The organism is Paenibacillus sp. FSL K6-3182 (assembly GCF_037976325.1).
In the GTDB taxonomy this organism is placed as follows: Bacteria; Bacillota; Bacilli; order Paenibacillales; family Paenibacillaceae; genus Pristimantibacillus.
The window spans coordinates 4,017,206-4,037,387 of sequence record NZ_CP150265.1 but is presented as its reverse complement, the minus strand read 5'-3'; the positions used below and the strand labels follow the sequence as shown (position 1 = coordinate 4,037,387).

The window sequence follows — 20,182 nt, the reverse complement described above, 5'->3', positions numbered from 1 at the left end:
TTTGATCGCTTGGAGAGGACTGAAGAAAAAATGTTGATCCCATACAAAGGCGTAATGCCAAAGATTCATGAAGATGTATACATAGCTGAAGGTGCAAAAATAATTGGTGACGTAACGATTGCTGAGAAAAGCACCGTTTGGTTTAATGCAGTACTGCGAGGGGATCTTGCACCTATACAAATCGGTCATAGCTGCAATATTCAAGATGGAGTCGTCGGTCACTTGAATGTGAATCAACCTTTGATTCTAGCTGATGAGGTGTCTATCGGCCATGCCGCTATAATACACGGCTGTACGATAGGCAGAGGCACATTAATTGGAATGGGGGCAATCGTACTTAACGGCGCAGACATTGGTGAATATGCTTTAATAGGAGCCGGTTCGATTGTTACAGAGAACAAAAAAATACCATCCTATACTCTATCTATCGGATCACCCGCCAAAGTCGTAAGAGAGTTAACAGAGGACGATTTACTGCGTATGAAAAAAACGATGGAGAGCTACGTGACTAAGGGAATAGAATATAGGATCTCTTAACGCCGGTTTGGAGGTGTATCCTATGGACAAAATGAAAGTAACGTATGAAGCCATGCTAGGTTTGGCCGCAGAGTTTGTGCTTGACGAAGCGGTATTGAAATTTCAAACCAACCAAATTTATACGGCAATTGACAAAGCATTGGCCTCTGGTGACGAGGATACGTTTTACCGTCTCGCAAAACAGCTAAATGCTTTAAAAAAATAACGCATATCGTCTTTTTTGTTAAAATGACGATTGAGCGAGGAAGCTTCCCAGTTAAATGCGAACGAATCTGTTCCGTTTTGACACAGGGAGGCTTTTTTCTGTACATTTGGTTTGGCAATGAGGGGAAATGGAGTTAACATAGAAGCAGTGATGTTGATATAGGCTGCAATTATGTTAAGGAGTGAGAATGTAAACGATGAAATTTAGTGAAATAACGAAAGAGCAATGGGATGAATTAAGTCCATATTTGGATACTTGCCTGCTTCCTGTGACTGGAATGCCGAATGCAGCAAAGCCATATGAGGCAACAGAATGGCTTGAGCAGCTTAGGGGCATAATGGATTTAATTGAAATCCCTTTTAAAGGGAGGGTGGTCACTTATCCTGCATGGCATTACATATCCGACAGCGAGCGTCTCTCAGAGCATTTGAATGAGTGGTGTGCTGCGGCGAAGCGCGGCGGGTTTCGTTATGTTATTGCAGTAACTGCAAATAATCAATTGATTGCCGAGTGTCCAGAAGTGGATTTATGGTTTGGTCCGAATCTAGATGGTGAGATTCCGCAGCAATCTGATGTTTCTAATGCGATACGGAGTTTATGGAGTGGACAGACTACATGAATTTCATAAAATTGTCGTATAATATAGTTAGATTTCGGGGAAAACAAATGCCAGACAAGGTCAAATGTGACAAAATGATAACAAATTATTGAACGATAATTTGATAAACGTTCAAATATGAAGCCATATTCTTGACGCTCCCAAGCACCTAGGCTATTATAAGTTATGTCCTAGTTCGTCATGTGTTTTTGCCCTGCGGCAAGACGCGAGATATGGTTGGCAAAGGGGGTTAGAACAGAAGATGAGTAACCATGAACAACACGAGACCGCGCATCGACCGGTTCAGCGCAAAGAAATGTCCCGGCGTCAATTTTTGTCATATACGCTTGGTGGCACAACTGCATTTATGATGGGCGGCGCGGTATTACCAATGGTTCGTTTCGCAGTGGATCCACTCCTTAAGAAAAAGGGCGAGGGTACATACGTAAAAGTTGTGGAAGAGAGCAAAATTACGAACGAACCGCAAGAATTTAAATTTAAAATTCATCAGATCGACGGTTGGTACGTAAGTGACCCAGAGCTTGCAGCTTGGATTTCGAAGGATGCAAATGGCAAGATCTTTGCACTTTCACCAGTTTGCAAACACTTAGGTTGTACGATCGGATGGAACACAAAAGGTCAAAATGAATACGATTGTCCTTGTCACGATGCGCGCTACACGAAAGACGGGAAAAACATTACAGTTGCCCCGAACCCATTGGATGAGTACGAAGTGAAGCTTGAAGACGGCTTCGTGTACTTGGGTCCAGTAATGCCGAATACAAGAATGAAATAAGGAGGTCGTATGGCAGATGTTTAAAAGTGTTTACAACTGGATTGACGAGCGTCTTGACATTACGCCTCTGTGGAGAGATGTGGCTGACCATGAAGTGCCTGAGCACGTTAACCCAGCGCATCATTTTTCCGCATTCGTATATTGTTTCGGCGGTCTGACGTTTTTTATCACTGTTATTCAAATTTTGTCCGGTATGTTTTTGACGATGTATTATGTTCCGGATATTATCAACGCATATGCAAGCGTTGATTACCTGCAGCACAAGGTTGCATTCGGACAAATCGTTCGAGGCATGCACCACTTTGGGGCAAGCTTAGTTATTGTTATGATGTTCTTACATACCCTTCGAGTGTTTTTTACCGGTTCTTACAAAGCGCCGAGGGAAATGAACTGGGTTGTCGGAATGCTGATCTTCTTCATCATGTTAGGCCTAGGTTTTACAGGTTACCTGCTTCCTTGGGATAACAAAGCTTACTACGCAACAAAAGTTGGTGTCCAAATTGCTGAATCCGTACCGGTAATCGGACCGTATCTCGCTTCATTCCTTTACGGCGGCGATATCGTAGGCGCACAAACACTAACTCGCTTCTTCGCGATCCATGTATTCTTCTTACCTGGCGCTTTGATTGCAATGTTGGCAGCGCACTTTATCATGATTCGGAAACAAGGTATTTCGGGACCACTTTAAGCGAAGGGAGGCATACTTATGGCGCATGGTCATAATTCGAACGAGAAGGTTGTCTATGTAGGCGACTCGCGTGTTAAGAAAAACAACCATCCGAACATTCCTCCGGACTACACGTCTTTTCCAGGTAAATCGGAAGCGTTTATTCCAAACTTCCTGCTTAAGGAATGGATGGTCGGCTGTGTCGTTTTGGTTGGTTTTCTTGTATGGGTTATTGCTGAGCCAGCACCACTTGGTTATCCAGCAGATCCAACGAATGCGGCATTTATACCGATGCCGGACTGGTACTTTTTGTTCTTGTATCAATTTTTGAAATACCCATATGTTTCGCAAGATTACATCTTGCTCGGAACAGTAGGTATTCCCGGAGTCATGTTTGGCGCATTGTTGCTAGCACCATTCCTCGACACTGGCAAGGAACGCCGCTTCTACCGTCGTCCGATTGCATCTTCATTGATGGGGCTAACACTTGTAGCTTGCGTTTACTTGACAGTTGTTTCTTGGGATCACTACCAGCATCAGCTTGAAATTAACGGACAAGTACCGGAACATATTGAGCGTGAAGAGAAGGCGCGTGAGGCTGCACTAGCAGGCCAAGAGCGTCCGAACTACACGAAACCAGCAGTAGAAGCATCACTTGTTGATGCGAATGATCCAGCAATGAAAATTGCTGAGCAAGCAAAATGTATCAGCTGTCATGCAGCTGACCTAAAAGGCCAAGGATCTGTTCCTAGCTTGGTTGGCGTTGGTGACGTTTTGTCGAAAGAGCAGCTTGTAGAAGTAGTTACGAATGGACGTAACGGCATGCCAGCTTTCGCTGATACTTTATCTGCCGAAGAAATTGATCAGCTGACGACTTGGCTGTCCAAACAAAAAGCGGCAACAGAATAAATCATCGAAAAAAACCTGATCGTATTACACGGTCAGGTTTTTCTTCGAATAAAAGTCCTTTTTAATGATAAAGCGAAGGAGAAGTGATTCATTATGCTCGCTATTTTTTGGAGCCGTGAATTTTTACTAAGCCGACCATTTTTATGGTTGCTTTTTATTGTTAATTTTTTTGGAACGGTTTATGGCTACATCTGGTACGAGTCACAATTAGCAGCAACACTAGAGACCCACCCCGTATGGCAAATTGTTTTTGTACCCGATTCACCTACAGCAAGTTTGTTTTTTACGATTGCTCTGCTATATTTTTTGTTCCCGCCTAAGCGTTCAAACGGCCTTGTTACAATTTTGCGTTACATCATTGAAGGTTTAGCTGTTGTATGCTCAGTCAAATACGGCATATGGGCTGTATCGATGATTGTAGCGGGAGCATGGCAGGGCTCTGAGCTGAACTGGCAGCATTATATGCTTATGGCTTCACATCTTGGAATGGCGTTTGAGGCATTGCTTTTTTTCAGATTTATGAAAGCAGGTGCTGTCTCGCTTATCGTAGCTACAGGATGGCTTCTTCTAAATGACACAGTAGATTATACATATGGTATATTTCCATACCTTGCCGATCAATTGTACGATGATTTGGATGCGGTTCGTGCATTTACCTATGGTTTGTCTTTCTTTAGTTTAGCAGCTGGATTACTCGTATGGCGTTTTAGAAAGAAGGTATAACGATGGACATCCCTTCATAAGTTGTATTATGGGGGGATGTCCATGAAGATACGTTTTATTATTCCATTCGTCGTATGTATCGTCATGACGATAGGTTATGCTAATTTAGTCTGGGGCAGCGGAGCTAGTCTTCAAGCTTTTGCGTCCCGGCTGACGCCAGATCCAAGTAAACAGGTTCAACGGATGGATAATATTGCAAGCTCATTATATGAAGCGGCTTATACAAATAATCGACAAGCAGCTTATCAATATGTCCAACAGCTTCAGCAATTGGTTGATGGTGAACTTAAATATGCAGCTGGTAATGCCGAAGGGTGGCAAGCTGTTGAACGAGATGTCAATACAATTGAGAAAACGCTCATTAAAGGCTCACTTGGGACAAGCTGGTTTGTAGAGGCAGCCCGAATTAAATTAACTGCTGATGCTCTTGCAAGGCCTAATAACGCCTTGTGGCTGCAATATGAGAAAATCATGCTGGATGATATTTCACGTGTGGAAAAAGCTTGGAAGCGCCAAACTGATGATGGTGCTATAGCAGCACGAGCTGTAATGATAAGCTTGGAAAAACATGCAGATCGTATTAAACCTGCTGTCAGTATGATGTACGGGAGCAAGCATGAAACAGAGTTGATGGAGCGAATTCAGTATACGAATCGACTGCTGGAAGCATCTCGCAAAGATAAAAATAATGTCGCCAGCATTAATCGATCAGTGCAGGAACTAAAGGATACACTCACTCGAATGTTTAATCAGAATCAATTAGAAGCGGATGTTCCCGTTGTCGCAGCAGTGCCTATTTCGAATCCTTTGCGCTGGACACTTTTATTAGGCGCATTTATTTCAGCCATTCTTACATACACAGGCTGGAGAAAATATAAAGAAAATCCTTTTGGAGTCAAGCCTATTTCCTAATGGGTAGATGATATATCCTAAATGATATGTAAATGCATTGTTTTTTTGAAGCAATGATTAGAATAAAGACATGAAAGTCGATATTGCTCACATTCATTTTTAGCAGCCAAATTAGTTGCTGCAGAATGATGCAATAGACGACTTTTTTGCTATCTAAAGAAAGCAATTTAAAAACATTGATTTTATTTGCGTCTTTAAGTTAACATATGAATGTATAGCTATCGACAGAAAGGAAATGTACAGATGTCGGAAAAAACGTTATCAGATATTCAGCGAGAAGTTGATGATTATATTTCTCAATTTAAAGAAGGTTATTTCAGTCCTCTTGCTTTGATGGCTAGAATGTCCGAAGAAGTGGGCGAGCTTGCTCGTGAAGTAAACCATTTCTACGGCGAAAAACCTAAAAAAGCCGATGAAGCGGATAATTCCGTTGAAATGGAGCTTGGTGATATTTTATTTATTCTTTCTTGCTTCGCGAATTCCCTCAATATAGATTTAACCGAAGCGCATAATAAGGTTATGCATAAATTCACTACTCGCGATGCGAATCGGTGGACGAAGAAAATAACCGAACAGTAAACAAGCTCCATACATATGCTGTACCATCAACCTGTGTACAAGGAGGATGGGCGGATGGATGGAGAGAGCTGCATGAAAAAGGCTTATGAATTCATCTTTAATAGTGATTTCGAGCAAGCGATATATTGGTTTGAGAAAGCCATTGAGGTTGAACCGGAAAATGCATTCTATTATCATACATGCGCCGTATCTTGCGCACGAAGCGGTAAATGGACAAAAGCGAAGCAGCATGCAGAATCAGCCGTTAGGCTTGCGCCCGAGCTTGCGGAATATAGATATCATCTTCAAACCGTAGAAGCCGGAATTTTGCAAGCGGAGGCTAATTTTTTGCTGGCCAAAGTACCGCCTGAGCTCCATGAGGCAGCACCGTTACTTGAGAGAGCAGCACTGCTTGACCCATTAAGCTTCGATGCATTTTATACGCTTGGCGTTTTGTATGCATCGCTTAGCCAATACGATAAAGCGGTTATTAATGCGAGGGAAGCAATGAGGCTCGATCCCAGCCATTCGGCAGCGAGAAGGCTCTTTGCTGACGTTAATCGTAAGAGGCGAATGCTGCGATTTCAATTGGATGCAAAAAGAAAAAGGAACAGGTGATAAAGTTGACGACACAAAAAATACGCGTGGCAGTAGCTGGTGCAAGTGGAAGAATGGGACGCGAAGTTGTAAAAATGGTGCTGGAGGACGAGTCGCTTCAATTGGTGGCGGCCGTCGCTCCATCTGCTGGTCCTGTAGATGCGGGTATATTTGCAGGGAAAGCTAATACTGGAGTTATAGTTAGTGCAACACTTGAGGAAGCACTTCAAGGTGCTCAAGCCGATGTACTCGTTGATTTCACCATTCCTCAGATGGCATATGGCCATACGAAGACGGCAATTGATTTAGGAGTACGTCCTATTATGGGGACAACGGGTTTTACGCCTGAACAGATCGTGGAGCTGGACGAGCTTTGCCTCGAAAAAGGAATCGGCGGTTTAATCGCCCCTAACTTCTCCATCGGAGCGATTCTGATGATGAAGTTCGCTGCAGAAGCATCAAAATATTTGCCTCATGTTGAAATTATAGAATATCATGGAGATCAAAAGCTGGATGCACCTTCGGGCACTTCCATAAAAACAGCGGAGTTGATCTCACAAGTGCGTAAAGAGTTCCGTCAGGGCAACCCGAATGAGGAAGAAGTCATTGAAGGTGCGCGCGGCGGCTATTACAACGGATTCCGTATACATAGCGTTAGGCTTCCTGGTGTATTTGCTCAACAAGAGGTTGTGTTTGGCGGCCATGGACAAACGCTCAAAATTCGTCATGATTCCTATGATCGCGCAGGCTATATGCCTGGTGTAAACGTGGCTGTGAAGAAGGTAATGACATACAGCGGTTTAATTTACGGATTTGAACATATTATGGATTAGATTATTAGGCAGCAGGAGAGGGGAACCGCATGTTGAATATTGCATTTATTGCGCATGATCGGAAGAAGGAAGAAATCGTTAATTTCGTAATCGCTTATGAGAAAGTATTTGTACCGCATAAGCTATACTCTACTGGCACGACGGGAACACGGATAATGGAACAAACGAACTTGTCCATTCATCGGTTCATGTCAGGCCCGCTCGGCGGCGATCAACAAATCGGTGCGATGGTTGCCCAAAATGAAATGGATTTAATTATCTTCTTACGCGACCCATTAATGGCACAACCTCATGAGCCGGATATTATTGCTTTGCTGCGTTTATGCGATGTACAAGGCATACCGGTTGCTACTAACGTAGCGTCTGCTGAACTGCTGGTTAAAGCACTTGAACGCGGTGATTTTGCTTGGCGAGAGCTTGTCCATAAATATAAACCAGGTATTGAATAATGACGACAGAACTCGATATTCTCGTTTTTGGCGCTCATGCGGATGATGCTGAAATTGGAATGGGCGGTACCATCGCCAAACATATACAAGCTGGCTATAAGGTCGGCATATGTGATTTAACGATGGCAGAGATGTCTTCAAACGGAACGGTTGAGCTGAGGAAACAAGAAGCGGATCAAGCATCCAAAGTGCTTGGACTGCATGCTCGTACTAATTTGGGTTTGCCTGATCGGGGTTTGGAGCCTTCACGCGATCAAATCGAACGTATTGTAGCAGAAATTCGTTATTTTAAGCCGCGGGTTGTATTTGCCCCTTACTGGGTAGATCGTCATCCCGATCATGTGGCTTGCAGTAGATTAATTGAAGAAGCTGTGTTTAACGCCAAGCTGCGCCGCTATATGCCGGAGCTGCCTGCCGTACAGGTATCACAGCTTATTTATTACTATATAAATGATGTGGATCAAGTATCGTTAACCGTTGATATTAGTGATTTTCAAGCAACCAAAAGAAACGCGCTGCTTGCTTACCGTTCACAATTCGATGCGGCAGCAGGCTCCGACCGAGTGGCTACGCCATTAACGAATCATTACATAGAACGAGTAGAAGCACGTGATTCATTGCTTGGACAAGCAAGAGGCTGGGCATATGCAGAGGGTTTCGCAATTAAGCGTCCTCACGCCATACAATATTTTTGACAATTCGTACAGCTCTTGTGTAATACAATAGTTATACGTAACGAACACAGGAGGTGCGACAACAGTGGCGAGAAAATTAAAGATTGGTATTACCTGTTATCCTACCTTGGGCGGATCGGGCGTAGTTGCAACCGAATTAGGTAAATTACTGGCAGAACGTGGTCATGAAATTCATTTTATTACACACAGTATTCCTTTTCGATTAGGACACTTTAATAAAAATATTTTTTATCATGAGGTAGAAGTTAATGATTATTATGTGTTTCGTTACCCCCCTTATGATCTAGCTTTAGCAAGCAAGATGGCACAGGTAGCAAAAATGCAGCAGCTTGACTTGCTTCATGTCCATTATGCGGTGCCTCATGCGGTTTGCGCCTATTTGGCGAAGCAGATGAATGGCGATGGCTTAAAAACGGTCACAACGCTGCATGGCACGGACATAACGGTGCTGGCTCAGGATGAATCGTTAAAAGCTTTAATTCGTCTTGCGATCCATCAAAGCGACGCTGTAACTGCCGTTTCAAGGGATCTGATTCAAGAGACTAGACAACTGCTTGATATTACGACACCAATTGATTTAACCTATAATTTTGTTGATAAACGTGTTTATTATCCACGCGATGCCGTTTCCTTGCGAGCTGATTATGCGGCTCCTAATGAGAAAATTTTGATGCATATTTCTAATTTCCGTCCGGTTAAACGAGTTGGGGATGTAGTTGAAATATTTGCTCGCGTTTCCGAAAAGGTTCCTTCGAAACTTCTCTTAGTTGGTGAAGGACCTGAGCTCTCAAAAATTCAATGCCGCATTCGCCAGCTTGGCCTTGAAGACCGTGTCCATTTTCTGGGCAAGCAAGAGGATGTTGCACAAGTCATTTCAATGGCAGATGTGCTGTTGCTTCCATCAGAGAAAGAAAGCTTCGGGCTTGTTGCGCTTGAGGCAATGGCTTGCGGCGTTCCAACTATTGGTTCTAACGCTGGTGGTATTCCGGAGCTTGTTACCCATGGAGAAACTGGATTTTTGTCAGAGATCGGCGATGTCGAAGATATGGCTAAAAATACGGAGAGGCTGCTTACGAATGAGAAGCTGCATGAGCAGTTTAAGCAGGCTTGTATGTTTAGAGCAAGAAACGAGTTTTGTAATGACGTAATTACAACACAATATGAGCAGATCTATTATCGGGTACTCGGCATAGAGGCAGATTTGCCAATCGCTGTTTGCAGCGATAGCTAATCATTTCCCCTGCAAGAAGAGGTGTATGACATGCAGCTTTCATTATCAACACCGATCATAGCTGCATTGCCTATCATTGAGCGGCTTCGAGAGCATCATTTCGAAGCCGTTTTTGTGGGAGGCGCAGTTCGTGATACGTATTTAGATATACCAATCAAAGACGTTGATATCGCTACATCTGCTCGTCCAGAGCAGGTGCTTGAGCTGTTTGAGCGATGCATACCAACGGGCTTGCAGCATGGCACGATAACGGTTATACAAGACAACATCACATATGAAGTGACGACGTTTAGGCAAGAATCTGCATATGAGGATCATCGCAAGCCAGAAAGTGTCCTTTATATTACCGAACTTGACGGTGATTTGCTGCGCCGTGATTTTACGATGAACGCGATGGCGCTTTATAGCGATGGTACGCTTTATGATCCATATGGCGGAATTTATGATTTGCAATCCAAGAGGCTTCGCTCAGTCGGCGATCCGAACGCACGTTTTCAAGAGGATGCGCTTCGTATGTTAAGAGCGGTCAGATTTATTGGCGTCTACAGGCTCACTCCTTCGCTCCGAACATGGAAAGCAGTCATTCGTTATCGCGAGCTGTTAAATTATATTGCGATGGAGCGTGTGCAAGTCGAGCTAGATAAAATGGTAGCTGGAACTGCTCCGCAAAGAGCGCTGCATTTTGTTGCCGCAAGCGGACTTTTGTTTCATTTGAAGGAGTCCTTCCATGAAGAAACATTGTTATCGCTGAAAGAGATGGGACACGGAGACCAAGCACAAACGATTTATTCTCGCTTGCATGAGCTGACAGCTGTTGATTCTCGCTGGGCGGCACTGGCAATAGGGTTGCATTTATCTGTTGAGGCAGCGCAGCAGGCGCTGCAAGTGTTGAAATTTTCAAATACGCGCAGTAAGACCATAAGTACAATTGTAGCGATACATAAAGAAATGCTAGTTGTCTCGACGCAAACTAATGAGCGTGAGCTTCACTCGAGCTGGTTAAGCCTTGTCATTCGTTATGGAAAAGGGATTTGCGGCGAATGGATTCATGTTATGCGAACGCTAGAGAAGCAAGAGCTAGCCTTCACTGCTGCGTTTCTAAGACGTTTGGAGAACTGGAGTGATTTATTGACCGTTTCATCACTTAAGCAGCTTAAAGTGACCGGCAAGGATCTAACAAATCATTTGCAACGAGATGCTGGTCCATGGGTTAGTGAAACATTAAGCAAATTACTATTGCTAACAGCACTCGGTGAGATTGAGAATGAACGAAATGTTTTGCTTGAGCAAGCGTCGCTCGAGCGATGAACAATAACATTCACAGCAGATTGTTTTGCATTATTTTAGGAGGCACGCGCAGATGAATCAGGAGCTCTTGCTTCAATTGTTTATAGACAAACCAGGTGAATATGTGTCGGGAGAAAACATTAGCCAAGAGCTCGGCGTCAGCAGAACGGCGATATGGAAGCATATTCGCAAGCTTGAAGCGGCTGGTTATCAATTTGAAGCTTCAAGACGTCTTGGTTATCGACTTCTAAGCATACCGGACATGCTGTCTGTAGTGAAACTTGAAAATCAGCTGCAGGGCAACATATTTGGACAGCATATTCATTATTTTGAAACGGTGGAATCCACTCAAAATCTTGCACGTGCTGCAGCAGAAGAAGGCGCCTTGGAGGGTACCTTATTTGTTGCTGAGCAGCAGGTTAAAGGCCGCGGCCGTATGGGACGAGGATGGATCTCGCCGCGCGGCAAAGGCATTTGGATGAGCATGGTGCTGCGTCCTTCCGTACCGATTCATTTTGCACCGCAGCTTACCTTATTGACAGCGGTAGCGTTATGCCGCAGCCTGAAGCGTTTAACTGGGCTGCCAATTGGAATTAAATGGCCAAATGATTTGCTAATTGAAGGTAAAAAAATTAGCGGTATTTTGCTTGAATCAGCAGCAGAAGACGAAAGACTTCGATATGTTATTGCAGGGATAGGCATTAGCGTAAATCTAGAAGAAGCTGATTACCCAGCGGAATTGCTGGAGAAAGCAACATCACTTCGCATCAGCGGCCAGCAGAAATGGTCAAGAGAAGAAGTTATTGCTGATTTTCTGAAGGAATGGGAGCAGTTGTATTTCCTCTATCAGGAGCAAGGCTTTAGCCCGATTGTAACGTTATGGGAAGCTTTGTCCGTATCTTTGGGCAAAACGGTGCGCCTTACAACACCACAAGGCGAATTGGTTGGAATTCCGATTGGATTAGAAGAGAGCGGCGCTATTCGCATTCAACTGGAGGACGGCTCCATTAAGCCTGTTTTCTCTGCAGAGATGGGCGAACCTTTATAACGCATTACTAGTCGTTTACGTAATGAAGAAAGTTTGGTAAACTAAAGTCATCAGGCGGTATTCTAAGGAAGCTGCACTGATGATAAAAATACGATGTAAATGGTTGGGAATGCACACTCTGCTCTGAGCCGTAGGGACCGAGACAGAAGGAAGCACAACAAGCAAACGTTTCCTTTTCAGTTTGGGGACCTTTTTGGCAGCGGCTAAAAGGTTTTTTTGTGTTTATCCTATCATTGAACGGGAGGATGAAAGCTGATGAGGAAACGACTGACGATTACAAAAATGAAGAAGATGAAGCAGGACCGCAATGCGATTTCCGTTTTGACAGCTTACGATTATCCTTCAGCCAAGCTTGCTGAAGAAGCTGGAATTGATGTCATTTTGGTTGGAGATTCACTCGGGAACGTTGTACTTGGATATGAGACTACCATCCCGGTAACCATTGATGACATTGTTTATCATACAAGATCAGTTGCTAGGGGTGCGCAGCAAACGTTTATCGTTGCTGATATGCCCTTTATGACTTATGGTATTGGACGTGAAGCAACACTGCGCAATGCTGCGAAAATTATGCAAGAAGGCGGTGCTCAGGCTGTAAAGCTGGAGGGTGGCGTTGAAATTGCAGCTGATGTATCCGCGCTTGTCAAAGCAGGCATCCCTGTTATGGGACATATCGGCCTGACGCCACAATCGGTTCATCAGCTTGGCGGGTACAAAGTGCAAGGTAAATTAGATGCCGAAGTGGAGCAGCTAGTGAAAGATGCGAAGGCGCTGGAAGAAGCAGGTGCTTTTAGTATCGTTCTTGAACTAGTAACTGAACCAATCGCTACAATGATCAGCGAAATGCTTTCCATTCCGATTATCGGAATTGGTGCAGGACGCGGCTGCGATGGCCAAGTGCTTGTATATCATGATATTTTGCAATATTCATCTCCTTATTTTGAGAAAAAATTCGTAAAAACCTATGCAGATATTGGAACAACCATTAGAAATGCGATTCAATCTTATGTAGACGATGTGAAAACAGGCCAGTTTCCTGAAGAAGAGCATGTGTTTAATGCACAACCAGCCCATATTCCTTCTTTGTATGGCGGCTCCTCTGAGAGCAGCAATCTTAACATAACTGAAAATAAGGACCTCGCGAATAAGGAGGTCAAATTGAAATGATCATTTGCCGCACGAAAGCTGAGCTAAAGCAGCAGTTAACTGCTGTTCGCAAGGAAAATAAAAGCATTGGTTTTGTGCCAACTATGGGTTATTTGCATGAAGGTCACGCTTCCTTAATGCGCCAAGCACATGCCGAAAATGATACCGCTGTGCTTAGCATATTTGTTAATCCACTACAATTTGGACCTAATGAAGATTTGGATCGGTATCCACGAGATGAGAAGCGTGATTTTGCGCTTGCAGAAGAATGCGGGATCGACATCGTGTTTATTCCTTCCGTTCAAGAAATGTATCCGAATAAGCCGCTGACAATGGTCATTGTCAATCAGGTAACGGATCGTTTATGCGGCGCTTCCAGACCTGGACATTTTGACGGAGTGGGAACGGTAGTTAGCAAGCTGTTTCATTTGGTTGCTCCTGATCGTGCTTATTTTGGCATGAAGGATGCTCAGCAGGTTGCTGTCATTCAGCAAATGGTTGGAGATCTTAATTTTCCAGTGGAAATTGTGCCAAGTCCAATCGTTCGTGAACCGGATGGTCTTGCTTTAAGCTCAAGAAACGTTTTTCTTAATGCGGAGCAGCGTGAGCAGGCAGTCGTATTGTCCAAAACGCTGCAGCAGGCTTCTGACTGGATGAATGAGCCTGATATGACCGCTGAGCGGCTGGAGGCTAAAGTTAAGCTGCAATTGGTGAAAGCGAGTGAAGCTGTAATTGATTATGTGGAGCTGCTTCACTATCCATCCCTGCAGGTGCTGGATGCAAAAGTTTTATTAAATACGATTCAGCAACCGCTAATTTTGGCATTAGCAGTTAAGTTTGGCGCAACAAGGCTTATAGATAATCGGATATTACAGATAGCGGAGGTGAACCAGCATGTTCAGAACGATGATGAAATCCAAGTTGCACCGGGCAACAGTAACGGAAGCGAACCTGAATTATGTCGGTAGCATTACAATAGATGAAGATTTGATGGATGCAGCTAACATATGGGAAAATGAAAAGGTTCAAATCGTTAACAATAATAATGGTGCTCGCTTTGAGACTTATGTCATAACAGGTGAACGCGGATCTGGCGTAATTTGCTTGAATGGCGCAGCCGCTAGACAAGTTCAGCCAGGTGACCAGGTGATTATCATTTCTTATGCGATGATGACTGACGCTGATGCTAAAGTACACAAACCGATTGTAACGATTTTGGATGCGAACAATCGTCCCTTGACCATTTTAAACGAAGAGCTGCACGCAACAATCCTGTAATTTGATCTTTCACTACGTTAATCCCTGTATTATGTAACGAATGGGATGCTGTATGAAAAGCGGCGTTGAAACAAAAAATGAACATAACACTCCTTAATTCTTTGGCGAAGGCGGGATGCGGTATGTTCCAGCATATGTTTTCATCCATGAACGAAATGCTTGATCAAATTATTGAACAGTACGATGGTGCAGGTGCAAGTGAAAAGCAGCAGTTCGAACAGCAAATGCTTGAGCTCAAAAAAGTAAGTGACACATTTATTGAACAATGGCTTGAATTTGAAGAGAAGTTTTCTGAGTTCAAGGAGCAGCAAGGCGATCAAGCAGCAGTATCGCAAGTTCAGGAACAATCCCCAGAAGGGGCGGTTCAATCAAGTGTACCTGTAAGTATCGCAGTCAGCAGTCCAGCTTCAGATTTTGAAATCTCGGACGAGCTTGCTGCGGTCATCTCCAAAGGACAGGGCTACTACAAGCTATTTATGTTTTCGCAAGCAGCAGTGCAATTTCAAGCGGCTATTTTACAATCGCCGGAATGTAATTTGGCTAGACTGTTTTTGGGCATGACTCAGATGCACCTCCAGAACTGGAGTGAAGCTCAGCGGCATTTTCAATTGCTGATTGTATTGACGGACTTCCCCAAATGGCTTGCAATGGGCTATAATGCGCTAGGATGCATTCAAGCGGTGCAAATGAATTTGGCACAAGCAGAACAATTATTTATGAAAGCTTATGAGGTCTGTCCCAGCTTCAAGGATCCGTTAAACAATTTGAAATCATGTCAAGAAACACCCAAGCACTTATCGTTATATTTCGGAAGCACGGAGCTGTGCTGTTTGTGAGAGGATCGGGGAATAAATGAAATTTGCAGTATTGGATTTAGAAACGACGGGACACAGCTCGGATGATGATATTTTGCAGGTTGGGCTAGTCATCGTTTCAGAGGAGCTTGAAATTATCGATACGTATAGCTCCTTTGTTCGACCTAATATCCCGATACCGGCCTTCATTACACAATTAACAGGCATAGATGAAACGGTCGTTGCGGATGCCCCAACTCTCAAAGAGGTTATTGCAGGGTTAGTTCCATTATTGGATGATGCCGTTTTGGTCGCTCATAACGTTGGCTTTGACGCCGGTTTTTTAAACCAAGCATTAGCACGATGCGGTCGGCGCCCTTTTGCAGGACGCAGGCTGGATACCATTGAATTATTACGAATTTTATATCCTACAATTAATACGTATCAGCTTGGAGCTGTTTCTGAGCTCTTTGGAATACCGCATGATCAACATCACCGCGCGGACAGCGATGCAAATGCAACTGCGCTATTACTAATTGAAACGGTAAAAAAGCTTCGCAAATTGCCGCTGCTTACTTTGCAGCGGCTTTCCACGCTTGTAGATGACGGCAGCGATTTGAGCTGGTTTATTAAGCATACTGGGCAGCAGATGGAATATAGTACTGTATTCGAATCGAATGAATATGACTATTTTAATCAATTTGCATTGAAGGTTCGCGAATGGAGCGATGAACAGCCTCCGCGTTCAGGCGGCACAAGTGTGCTGCCATTAACGGATGTTTCATTTGACAATTATTTAGCTGAAGTAAGACAACGCTTCGAACAGAAATTCGAGAATTATGAGGAAAGAGAAGCGCAGGTAGCCATGTTTCAAGAGGTATACAGCGCTCTAAATCAGAATCAGCATTTACTTATAGAAGCAGGGACAGGAACAGGAAAGTCACTTGGTTATTTAATTCCTGCGCTTTATTATGGCATTCAGAACGGCAAAAAAGTTGTCGTTAGTACGCATACAATCAATTTGCAGGAGCAGCTTCGTCAACGCGATTTGCCATTGCTTGAGGAAATACTGCCATTTGAGTTTAGAGCTTCGATCTTTAAAGGCAGAGGGAATTATTTATGCTTGCGCAAATTTGAAGGTAAAATCAACACAAAAGATCTTGTATCGCCGATTGAGGATACGGTTACAGCTGCTCAAATGGTCGTATGGCTTGGAGAAACGGAAACTGGCGATCAGGAGGAGCTTAACTTCGGCAACAAGGGTGCTGAGTTTTGGTCTACAGTAGCGAGCGATACGGATTCATGCCTAAATCGAGCTTGTCCTTGGTTCAAAAGATGTTTTTATCATCGCGCGAAGCATGAAGCAAACATTGCTGATGTTACGATAACAAATCATTCCATGTTATTTACTGATGTTCAAGCTGATCATCGTTTATTGCCTTCCTATACTCATCTCATTATTGATGAAGCACATCATGTGGAAGAGGTTGCCGGCAAGCATCTAGGTATGCAAATTAACTACTTCTCTTTGACGCAGGCTGTTCTTCGGCTTTATAAAGATGCGCGCTCTGGATTATTGCCTGGGCTTCGCCAGAAGCTAATGTATGAGGATGACGCACATCAAGCTTCCTGGTTAGAGACGATTGATACCGTTATTCCTATTTTCCAAGAAATTAAGGAGCACTGGGATAAGCTGTTTGAAATGTTTTATAGCTTTACTTCAACTTCATCGGATGGACCAACTGAGAATGGTCAGTCGGTATGCCGCCTTAAGAAAAACGAGCTTCCAGCAGGCTGGGAGGACGGTGTTACGGTTGAAGGAAATATCCACACTGAACTTAACCGAGTCATTCGAACCGTCGATAAAATGGTTACCGATATTAAAGACCGTGTTGACGATTCCGGTGTTCAAGCGATAATAACGGATTTAAATGGCGCGGTACGTGATTTGTCTCGACTTAAGGATGAGCTTAGAACGTTTATCACCTTAGAGCTTGCGGACTCTGTGTTTTGGATTGAAGCAAGCAGCGTATACCGCTACAGATCTGTGCAGCTATACGGTGTCCCAGTAGATGTAAGCGCTCAGCTGCAAAAATATTTTTTTGATGTCAAAGAAAGTATCGTATTAACCTCTGCAACGTTATCTGTGCAAAAATCTTTTCAATACGCGGAGGAGCAGCTTGGGTTAACTGGATACGAACAGCAGGGCAGGCTTAAAACCGTTCAATTGCCTTCTCCGTTTAATTACCGGGAGCAGGCATTAGTTGTCATTCCACGCAACTTCCCAGTACTCAAGGGAGCAGCTGTAGATGACACCTATTTGGATATGCTTGTAAAATCGCTTTCTGATGCTGCAAAGGAAACGAAGGGCAGAATGCTAGTGCTGTTTACGTCCTATCGCATGCTGAGGCAGGTCTACGAGCCGCTTAAAGAGCTTTTAAGCGTTGCAGGTATTCAAGTGCTCGGACAAGGAATAGACAGCGGGAATCGCACGAAGCTTACAAGACGTTTCCGTCAAACGCCAGAGTCCGTTTTACTTGGCACGAGCAGCTTCTGGGAAGGTGTAGATATACCCGGAGAAGCTCTGATTTGCCTTGCCATCGTTCGTTTGCCATTCCAACCGCCTAACCATCCCTTAGTGGAAGCAAAAGCCGAGATGCTGCAGCGGCAGAAACAAAATCCTTTTATGAAATTGTCGATTCCCCAAGCCGTTATTCGCTTTAAACAAGGCTTTGGCCGTCTAGTAAGGACTTCACAAGACAAAGGGATCGTAATCATATATGATACTAGGGTAATCGACACTTACTACGGTAAACACTTCTTATATTCACTGCCAGGACCAAAAATCGAAACGATGCATATGGATCAAATGGTAGTGCGAATGAGAGAATGGTTAACGGATGAAAATGCAGCATTGCCGCAGGAAAATAAAGCTGTGTCTAGCGAAGAGGAGGAAAAACGATGAAGCAAACGAAAATATCGGAGGCTGTCGTCAGAAGGCTTCCCGTTTATTTGCAAGTACTAAATGAAATGCTTAATCGTGAGATTCAGACCATTTCTTCGCAGGATTTAGGCACTAAGCTTGATTTAAATCCTGCTCAAATTCGTAAAGATCTCGCTTATTTCGGAGAGTTTGGACGGAAAGGCGTAGGCTACGATGTTGTATATTTAATTGAGAAGATACGTCAAATTTTGAAGGTTGATCAGACGATAAAGGTTGCGTTGGTTGGAGCGGGCAATCTAGGTCATGCCCTATGCAATTACAATAAATACTCCAAGGATAATATGCAGATTACCGCCGTGTTCGATGTACATCCGAGCAAAATCGGAACGAGCATTAATAATTTGATTGTCATGCCGATGAGTGAGCTTGCTGCAACGGTTGCAGAGCAAAATATTCGGATCGGCATCATTACCGTTCCAGCATTTGAAGCACAAAATGTAGCTAATCAATTTGTCGAAGCAGGCATAGAAGGAATATTGAATTTTGCCCCTGCTATTCTACGAGTACCGGATGAAATGCGAATACATAATGCTGATTTCACAAGGGAATTGCTTAGCTTAGCCTATTATTTAGCCAAAGAGGGAGAGACGCAGGATGAGTCAGATTTGGATTGAAAATGGTTTGTTTATAACGATGGATGACGAAAATCCATCATTTAGAGGACATATGGTTGTATCCGATGATCGGATTAGTTATATAGGTACGGCTGTTCCTGAACAGCTTTCTGATACGGTGCAAAAAATAGACGGCAGCAAGCTGGCTTTTATGCCAGGACTTATTAATACTCACGGACATGCGGCGATGAGCTTGCTTCGCGGATATTCCGATGATCAAAATTTGCAGGTTTGGCTGGAACAGAAAATGTGGCCAATGGAAGGCAAATATGTTGATCAAGATACACGTGCAGGAAGTGCTCTAGCGATCGTTGAAATGCTGAAATCAGGTACAACAGCCTTTGTTGATATGTATGATCGTATGGATCAAGTTGCTCAAATGGTTGAGCAAAGCGGGATCCGAGGAGTTTTGACCAGAGGTGTTATCGGACTATGTCCTCCCGATGTACAAGAAGCAAAGCTTGCTGAAGCAATTGCTTTCGCTCGTGATTGGAACGGGAAAGCCGATGGACGCATAACCACGATGATTTCTCCACACGCGCCTTATACATGTCCACCAGCGTATATAGAACGTTTTGTACAAGCAGCTCATGATTTTGATTTGCCTTTGCACACGCATATGTCGGAAACGATAGCGGAAGTTGAGCAAAACGTGCGTGATTATGGACTTCGTCCGGTTGAGCATTTGGATCGGTTAGGCTTTTTCTCACGTCCTGCACTTGTAGCACATGCTGTACATCTGAATGATGCTGAGATCGAGCTGCTTGCTGCTAAAGGAGTTGCGGTTTCACATAATCCTGTAAGTAATCTTAAGCTTGCTAGCGGCATTGCACGCGTTCCTGATTTGATTCGCGCAGGTGTTACGGTATCGCTTGGAACAGATAGTGTGGCAAGCAACAACAATCTTGATTTATTTGAGGAAATTCGATTTGCAGCTTTGCTTCACAAGGGTGTATCTGGAGATCCTACAGCTATCCCTGCTTTGGAAGCATTGAAGCTTGGTACAGTGAATGGGGCAAAATCCATTTGGCAAGAGAAGAGCCTTGGTAGTCTAAAAGTAGGCATGAAGGCAGATTTCATCGCTATTGATATTGAACAGCCGCATTTCTACCCTCAGACGGATATCGTATCACATTTGGTCTACTCAGGTTCAGGCCGCGATGTGCGGCATGTATGGATTGATGGAAGACAAGTATTGAAAAACGGCGAATGCACTTGGCTTGATGAGGAGAAAATTCGTTACGAGGCACAAGCGAGCTTTGATCGCTTGCTGCAAGCTTAATGCGAGCAACAGCAAGGAA

At 43.8% G+C, this 20,182-nt stretch carries 23 protein-coding genes; all 23 read left to right on the top strand.

Going from position 1 to position 20,182, the window contains the following annotated elements:
- Positions 1-30 precede the first annotated feature (30 nt).
- The gene (locus MHH56_RS17785; protein WP_339202874.1) at positions 31-537 is read left to right on the top strand and encodes a gamma carbonic anhydrase family protein; all 507 of its coding nucleotides are present in this window, start codon (positions 31-33) and stop codon (positions 535-537) included.
- A 22-nt stretch (positions 538-559) separates the two neighbouring features.
- Positions 560-742 carry an IDEAL domain-containing protein gene (locus tag MHH56_RS17780; protein ID WP_339202873.1) on the top strand — a complete coding sequence of 61 codons (183 nt, stop codon included), beginning with the start codon at positions 560-562 and terminating at the stop codon, positions 740-742.
- Between the two features lie 196 nt (positions 743-938).
- On the top strand, positions 939-1,361 hold the full coding sequence (locus MHH56_RS17775) for a DUF2487 family protein (protein WP_339202872.1): 423 nt from the start codon (positions 939-941) through the stop codon (positions 1,359-1,361).
- Positions 1,362-1,602: 241 nt separating this feature from the next.
- Positions 1,603-2,136: a ubiquinol-cytochrome c reductase iron-sulfur subunit gene (locus MHH56_RS17770; RefSeq protein ID WP_339202870.1), complete on the top strand. Its 534-nt coding sequence runs from the start codon at positions 1,603-1,605 to the stop codon at positions 2,134-2,136.
- A gap of 16 nt (positions 2,137-2,152) precedes the next feature.
- Positions 2,153-2,824: a cytochrome b6 gene (locus MHH56_RS17765; RefSeq protein WP_053376377.1), complete on the top strand. Its 672-nt coding sequence runs from the start codon at positions 2,153-2,155 to the stop codon at positions 2,822-2,824.
- Positions 2,825-2,842: 18 nt separating this feature from the next.
- Positions 2,843-3,712, top strand: a complete 870-nt coding sequence (locus MHH56_RS17760) for a menaquinol-cytochrome c reductase cytochrome b/c subunit (protein WP_076265692.1) — start codon at positions 2,843-2,845, stop codon at positions 3,710-3,712.
- 90 nt (positions 3,713-3,802) lie between these two features.
- A complete protein-coding gene (locus MHH56_RS17755) occupies positions 3,803-4,435 on the top strand; it encodes a DUF1405 domain-containing protein (RefSeq protein ID WP_339209643.1) in 633 nt (210 codons plus the stop codon).
- A gap of 42 nt (positions 4,436-4,477) precedes the next feature.
- Entirely contained in the window at positions 4,478-5,347 is an 870-nt protein-coding gene (locus MHH56_RS17750) for a sporulation protein YpjB (protein WP_339202869.1), read from the top strand.
- A 243-nt stretch (positions 5,348-5,590) separates the two neighbouring features.
- Positions 5,591-5,926, top strand: a complete 336-nt coding sequence (locus MHH56_RS17745) for a nucleotide pyrophosphohydrolase (RefSeq protein ID WP_076265695.1) — start codon at positions 5,591-5,593, stop codon at positions 5,924-5,926.
- A 54-nt stretch (positions 5,927-5,980) separates the two neighbouring features.
- On the top strand, positions 5,981-6,523 hold the full coding sequence (locus MHH56_RS17740) for a tetratricopeptide repeat protein (RefSeq protein ID WP_076265696.1): 543 nt from the start codon (positions 5,981-5,983) through the stop codon (positions 6,521-6,523).
- A gap of 5 nt (positions 6,524-6,528) precedes the next feature.
- Positions 6,529-7,335: a 4-hydroxy-tetrahydrodipicolinate reductase gene (gene dapB / locus MHH56_RS17735; protein ID WP_339202867.1), complete on the top strand. Its 807-nt coding sequence runs from the start codon at positions 6,529-6,531 to the stop codon at positions 7,333-7,335.
- A 29-nt stretch (positions 7,336-7,364) separates the two neighbouring features.
- On the top strand, positions 7,365-7,784 hold the full coding sequence (locus MHH56_RS17730) for a methylglyoxal synthase (RefSeq protein WP_339202866.1): 420 nt from the start codon (positions 7,365-7,367) through the stop codon (positions 7,782-7,784).
- Positions 7,784-8,479, top strand: a complete 696-nt coding sequence (gene bshB1 / locus MHH56_RS17725; RefSeq protein ID WP_339202864.1) for a bacillithiol biosynthesis deacetylase BshB1 — start codon at positions 7,784-7,786, stop codon at positions 8,477-8,479. The genes MHH56_RS17730 and bshB1 overlap by 1 nt, the downstream gene beginning before the upstream one ends.
- A 64-nt stretch (positions 8,480-8,543) precedes the next feature.
- Entirely contained in the window at positions 8,544-9,710 is a 1,167-nt protein-coding gene (bshA, locus tag MHH56_RS17720; protein WP_339202863.1) for an N-acetyl-alpha-D-glucosaminyl L-malate synthase BshA, read from the top strand.
- A 30-nt stretch (positions 9,711-9,740) separates the two neighbouring features.
- Positions 9,741-11,018, top strand: coding sequence for a CCA tRNA nucleotidyltransferase (locus MHH56_RS17715; protein ID WP_339202862.1), 1,278 nt, complete (start codon positions 9,741-9,743; stop codon positions 11,016-11,018).
- Between the two features lie 52 nt (positions 11,019-11,070).
- Complete coding sequence (locus tag MHH56_RS17710) at positions 11,071-12,045, top strand: biotin--[acetyl-CoA-carboxylase] ligase (RefSeq protein WP_339202860.1); 975 nt, start codon at positions 11,071-11,073, stop codon at positions 12,043-12,045.
- A gap of 255 nt (positions 12,046-12,300) precedes the next feature.
- The gene (gene panB, locus MHH56_RS17705) at positions 12,301-13,212 is read left to right on the top strand and encodes a 3-methyl-2-oxobutanoate hydroxymethyltransferase (RefSeq protein WP_339202859.1); all 912 of its coding nucleotides are present in this window, start codon (positions 12,301-12,303) and stop codon (positions 13,210-13,212) included.
- On the top strand, positions 13,209-14,159 hold the full coding sequence (gene panC / locus MHH56_RS17700; protein ID WP_339202857.1) for a pantoate--beta-alanine ligase: 951 nt from the start codon (positions 13,209-13,211) through the stop codon (positions 14,157-14,159). Before panB ends, panC begins: the two co-directional genes overlap by 4 nt.
- Positions 14,086-14,469 (top strand): aspartate 1-decarboxylase, encoded by a 384-nt coding sequence (panD, locus tag MHH56_RS17695; protein WP_339202856.1) that lies wholly within the window; start codon positions 14,086-14,088, stop codon positions 14,467-14,469. The genes panC and panD overlap by 74 nt, the downstream gene beginning before the upstream one ends.
- Before the next feature lie 77 nt (positions 14,470-14,546).
- Positions 14,547-15,305: a hypothetical protein gene (locus MHH56_RS17690; RefSeq protein WP_339202855.1), complete on the top strand. Its 759-nt coding sequence runs from the start codon at positions 14,547-14,549 to the stop codon at positions 15,303-15,305.
- Positions 15,306-15,321: 16 nt separating this feature from the next.
- A complete protein-coding gene (gene dinG, locus MHH56_RS17685) occupies positions 15,322-18,228 on the top strand; it encodes an ATP-dependent DNA helicase DinG (RefSeq protein ID WP_339202854.1) in 2,907 nt (968 codons plus the stop codon).
- Positions 18,225-18,881, top strand: a complete 657-nt coding sequence (locus MHH56_RS17680; protein ID WP_076265706.1) for a redox-sensing transcriptional repressor Rex — start codon at positions 18,225-18,227, stop codon at positions 18,879-18,881. Before dinG ends, MHH56_RS17680 begins: the two co-directional genes overlap by 4 nt.
- 19 nt (positions 18,882-18,900) lie before the next feature.
- Complete coding sequence (locus MHH56_RS17675) at positions 18,901-20,163, top strand: amidohydrolase (protein WP_339209642.1); 1,263 nt, start codon at positions 18,901-18,903, stop codon at positions 20,161-20,163.
- The last annotated feature ends 19 nt before the right edge of the window (positions 20,164-20,182 follow it).

Bases quoted from the DNA above. Each gene is read 5' to 3' on its own strand.
- MHH56_RS17785 (WP_339202874.1), top strand. From the start codon at position 31: ATGTTGATCCCATACAAAGGCGTAATGCCAAAGATTCATGAAGATGTA.
- MHH56_RS17780 (WP_339202873.1), top strand. From the start codon at position 560: ATGGACAAAATGAAAGTAACGTATGAAGCCATGCTAGGTTTGGCCGCA.
- MHH56_RS17775 (WP_339202872.1), top strand. From the start codon at position 939: ATGAAATTTAGTGAAATAACGAAAGAGCAATGGGATGAATTAAGTCCA.
- MHH56_RS17770 (WP_339202870.1), top strand. From the start codon at position 1,603: ATGAGTAACCATGAACAACACGAGACCGCGCATCGACCGGTTCAGCGC.
- MHH56_RS17765 (WP_053376377.1), top strand. From the start codon at position 2,153: ATGTTTAAAAGTGTTTACAACTGGATTGACGAGCGTCTTGACATTACG.
- MHH56_RS17760 (WP_076265692.1), top strand. From the start codon at position 2,843: ATGGCGCATGGTCATAATTCGAACGAGAAGGTTGTCTATGTAGGCGAC.
- MHH56_RS17750 (WP_339202869.1), top strand. From the start codon at position 4,478: ATGAAGATACGTTTTATTATTCCATTCGTCGTATGTATCGTCATGACG.
- MHH56_RS17745 (WP_076265695.1), top strand. From the start codon at position 5,591: ATGTCGGAAAAAACGTTATCAGATATTCAGCGAGAAGTTGATGATTAT.
- MHH56_RS17740 (WP_076265696.1), top strand. From the start codon at position 5,981: ATGGATGGAGAGAGCTGCATGAAAAAGGCTTATGAATTCATCTTTAAT.
- MHH56_RS17730 (WP_339202866.1), top strand. From the start codon at position 7,365: ATGTTGAATATTGCATTTATTGCGCATGATCGGAAGAAGGAAGAAATC.
- bshB1 (WP_339202864.1), top strand. From the start codon at position 7,784: ATGACGACAGAACTCGATATTCTCGTTTTTGGCGCTCATGCGGATGAT.
- MHH56_RS17715 (WP_339202862.1), top strand. From the start codon at position 9,741: ATGCAGCTTTCATTATCAACACCGATCATAGCTGCATTGCCTATCATT.
- MHH56_RS17710 (WP_339202860.1), top strand. From the start codon at position 11,071: ATGAATCAGGAGCTCTTGCTTCAATTGTTTATAGACAAACCAGGTGAA.
- panB (WP_339202859.1), top strand. From the start codon at position 12,301: ATGAGGAAACGACTGACGATTACAAAAATGAAGAAGATGAAGCAGGAC.
- panC (WP_339202857.1), top strand. From the start codon at position 13,209: ATGATCATTTGCCGCACGAAAGCTGAGCTAAAGCAGCAGTTAACTGCT.
- panD (WP_339202856.1), top strand. From the start codon at position 14,086: ATGTTCAGAACGATGATGAAATCCAAGTTGCACCGGGCAACAGTAACG.
- MHH56_RS17690 (WP_339202855.1), top strand. From the start codon at position 14,547: ATGAACATAACACTCCTTAATTCTTTGGCGAAGGCGGGATGCGGTATG.
- dinG (WP_339202854.1), top strand. From the start codon at position 15,322: ATGAAATTTGCAGTATTGGATTTAGAAACGACGGGACACAGCTCGGAT.
- MHH56_RS17680 (WP_076265706.1), top strand. From the start codon at position 18,225: ATGAAGCAAACGAAAATATCGGAGGCTGTCGTCAGAAGGCTTCCCGTT.
- MHH56_RS17675 (WP_339209642.1), top strand. From the start codon at position 18,901: ATGGATGACGAAAATCCATCATTTAGAGGACATATGGTTGTATCCGAT.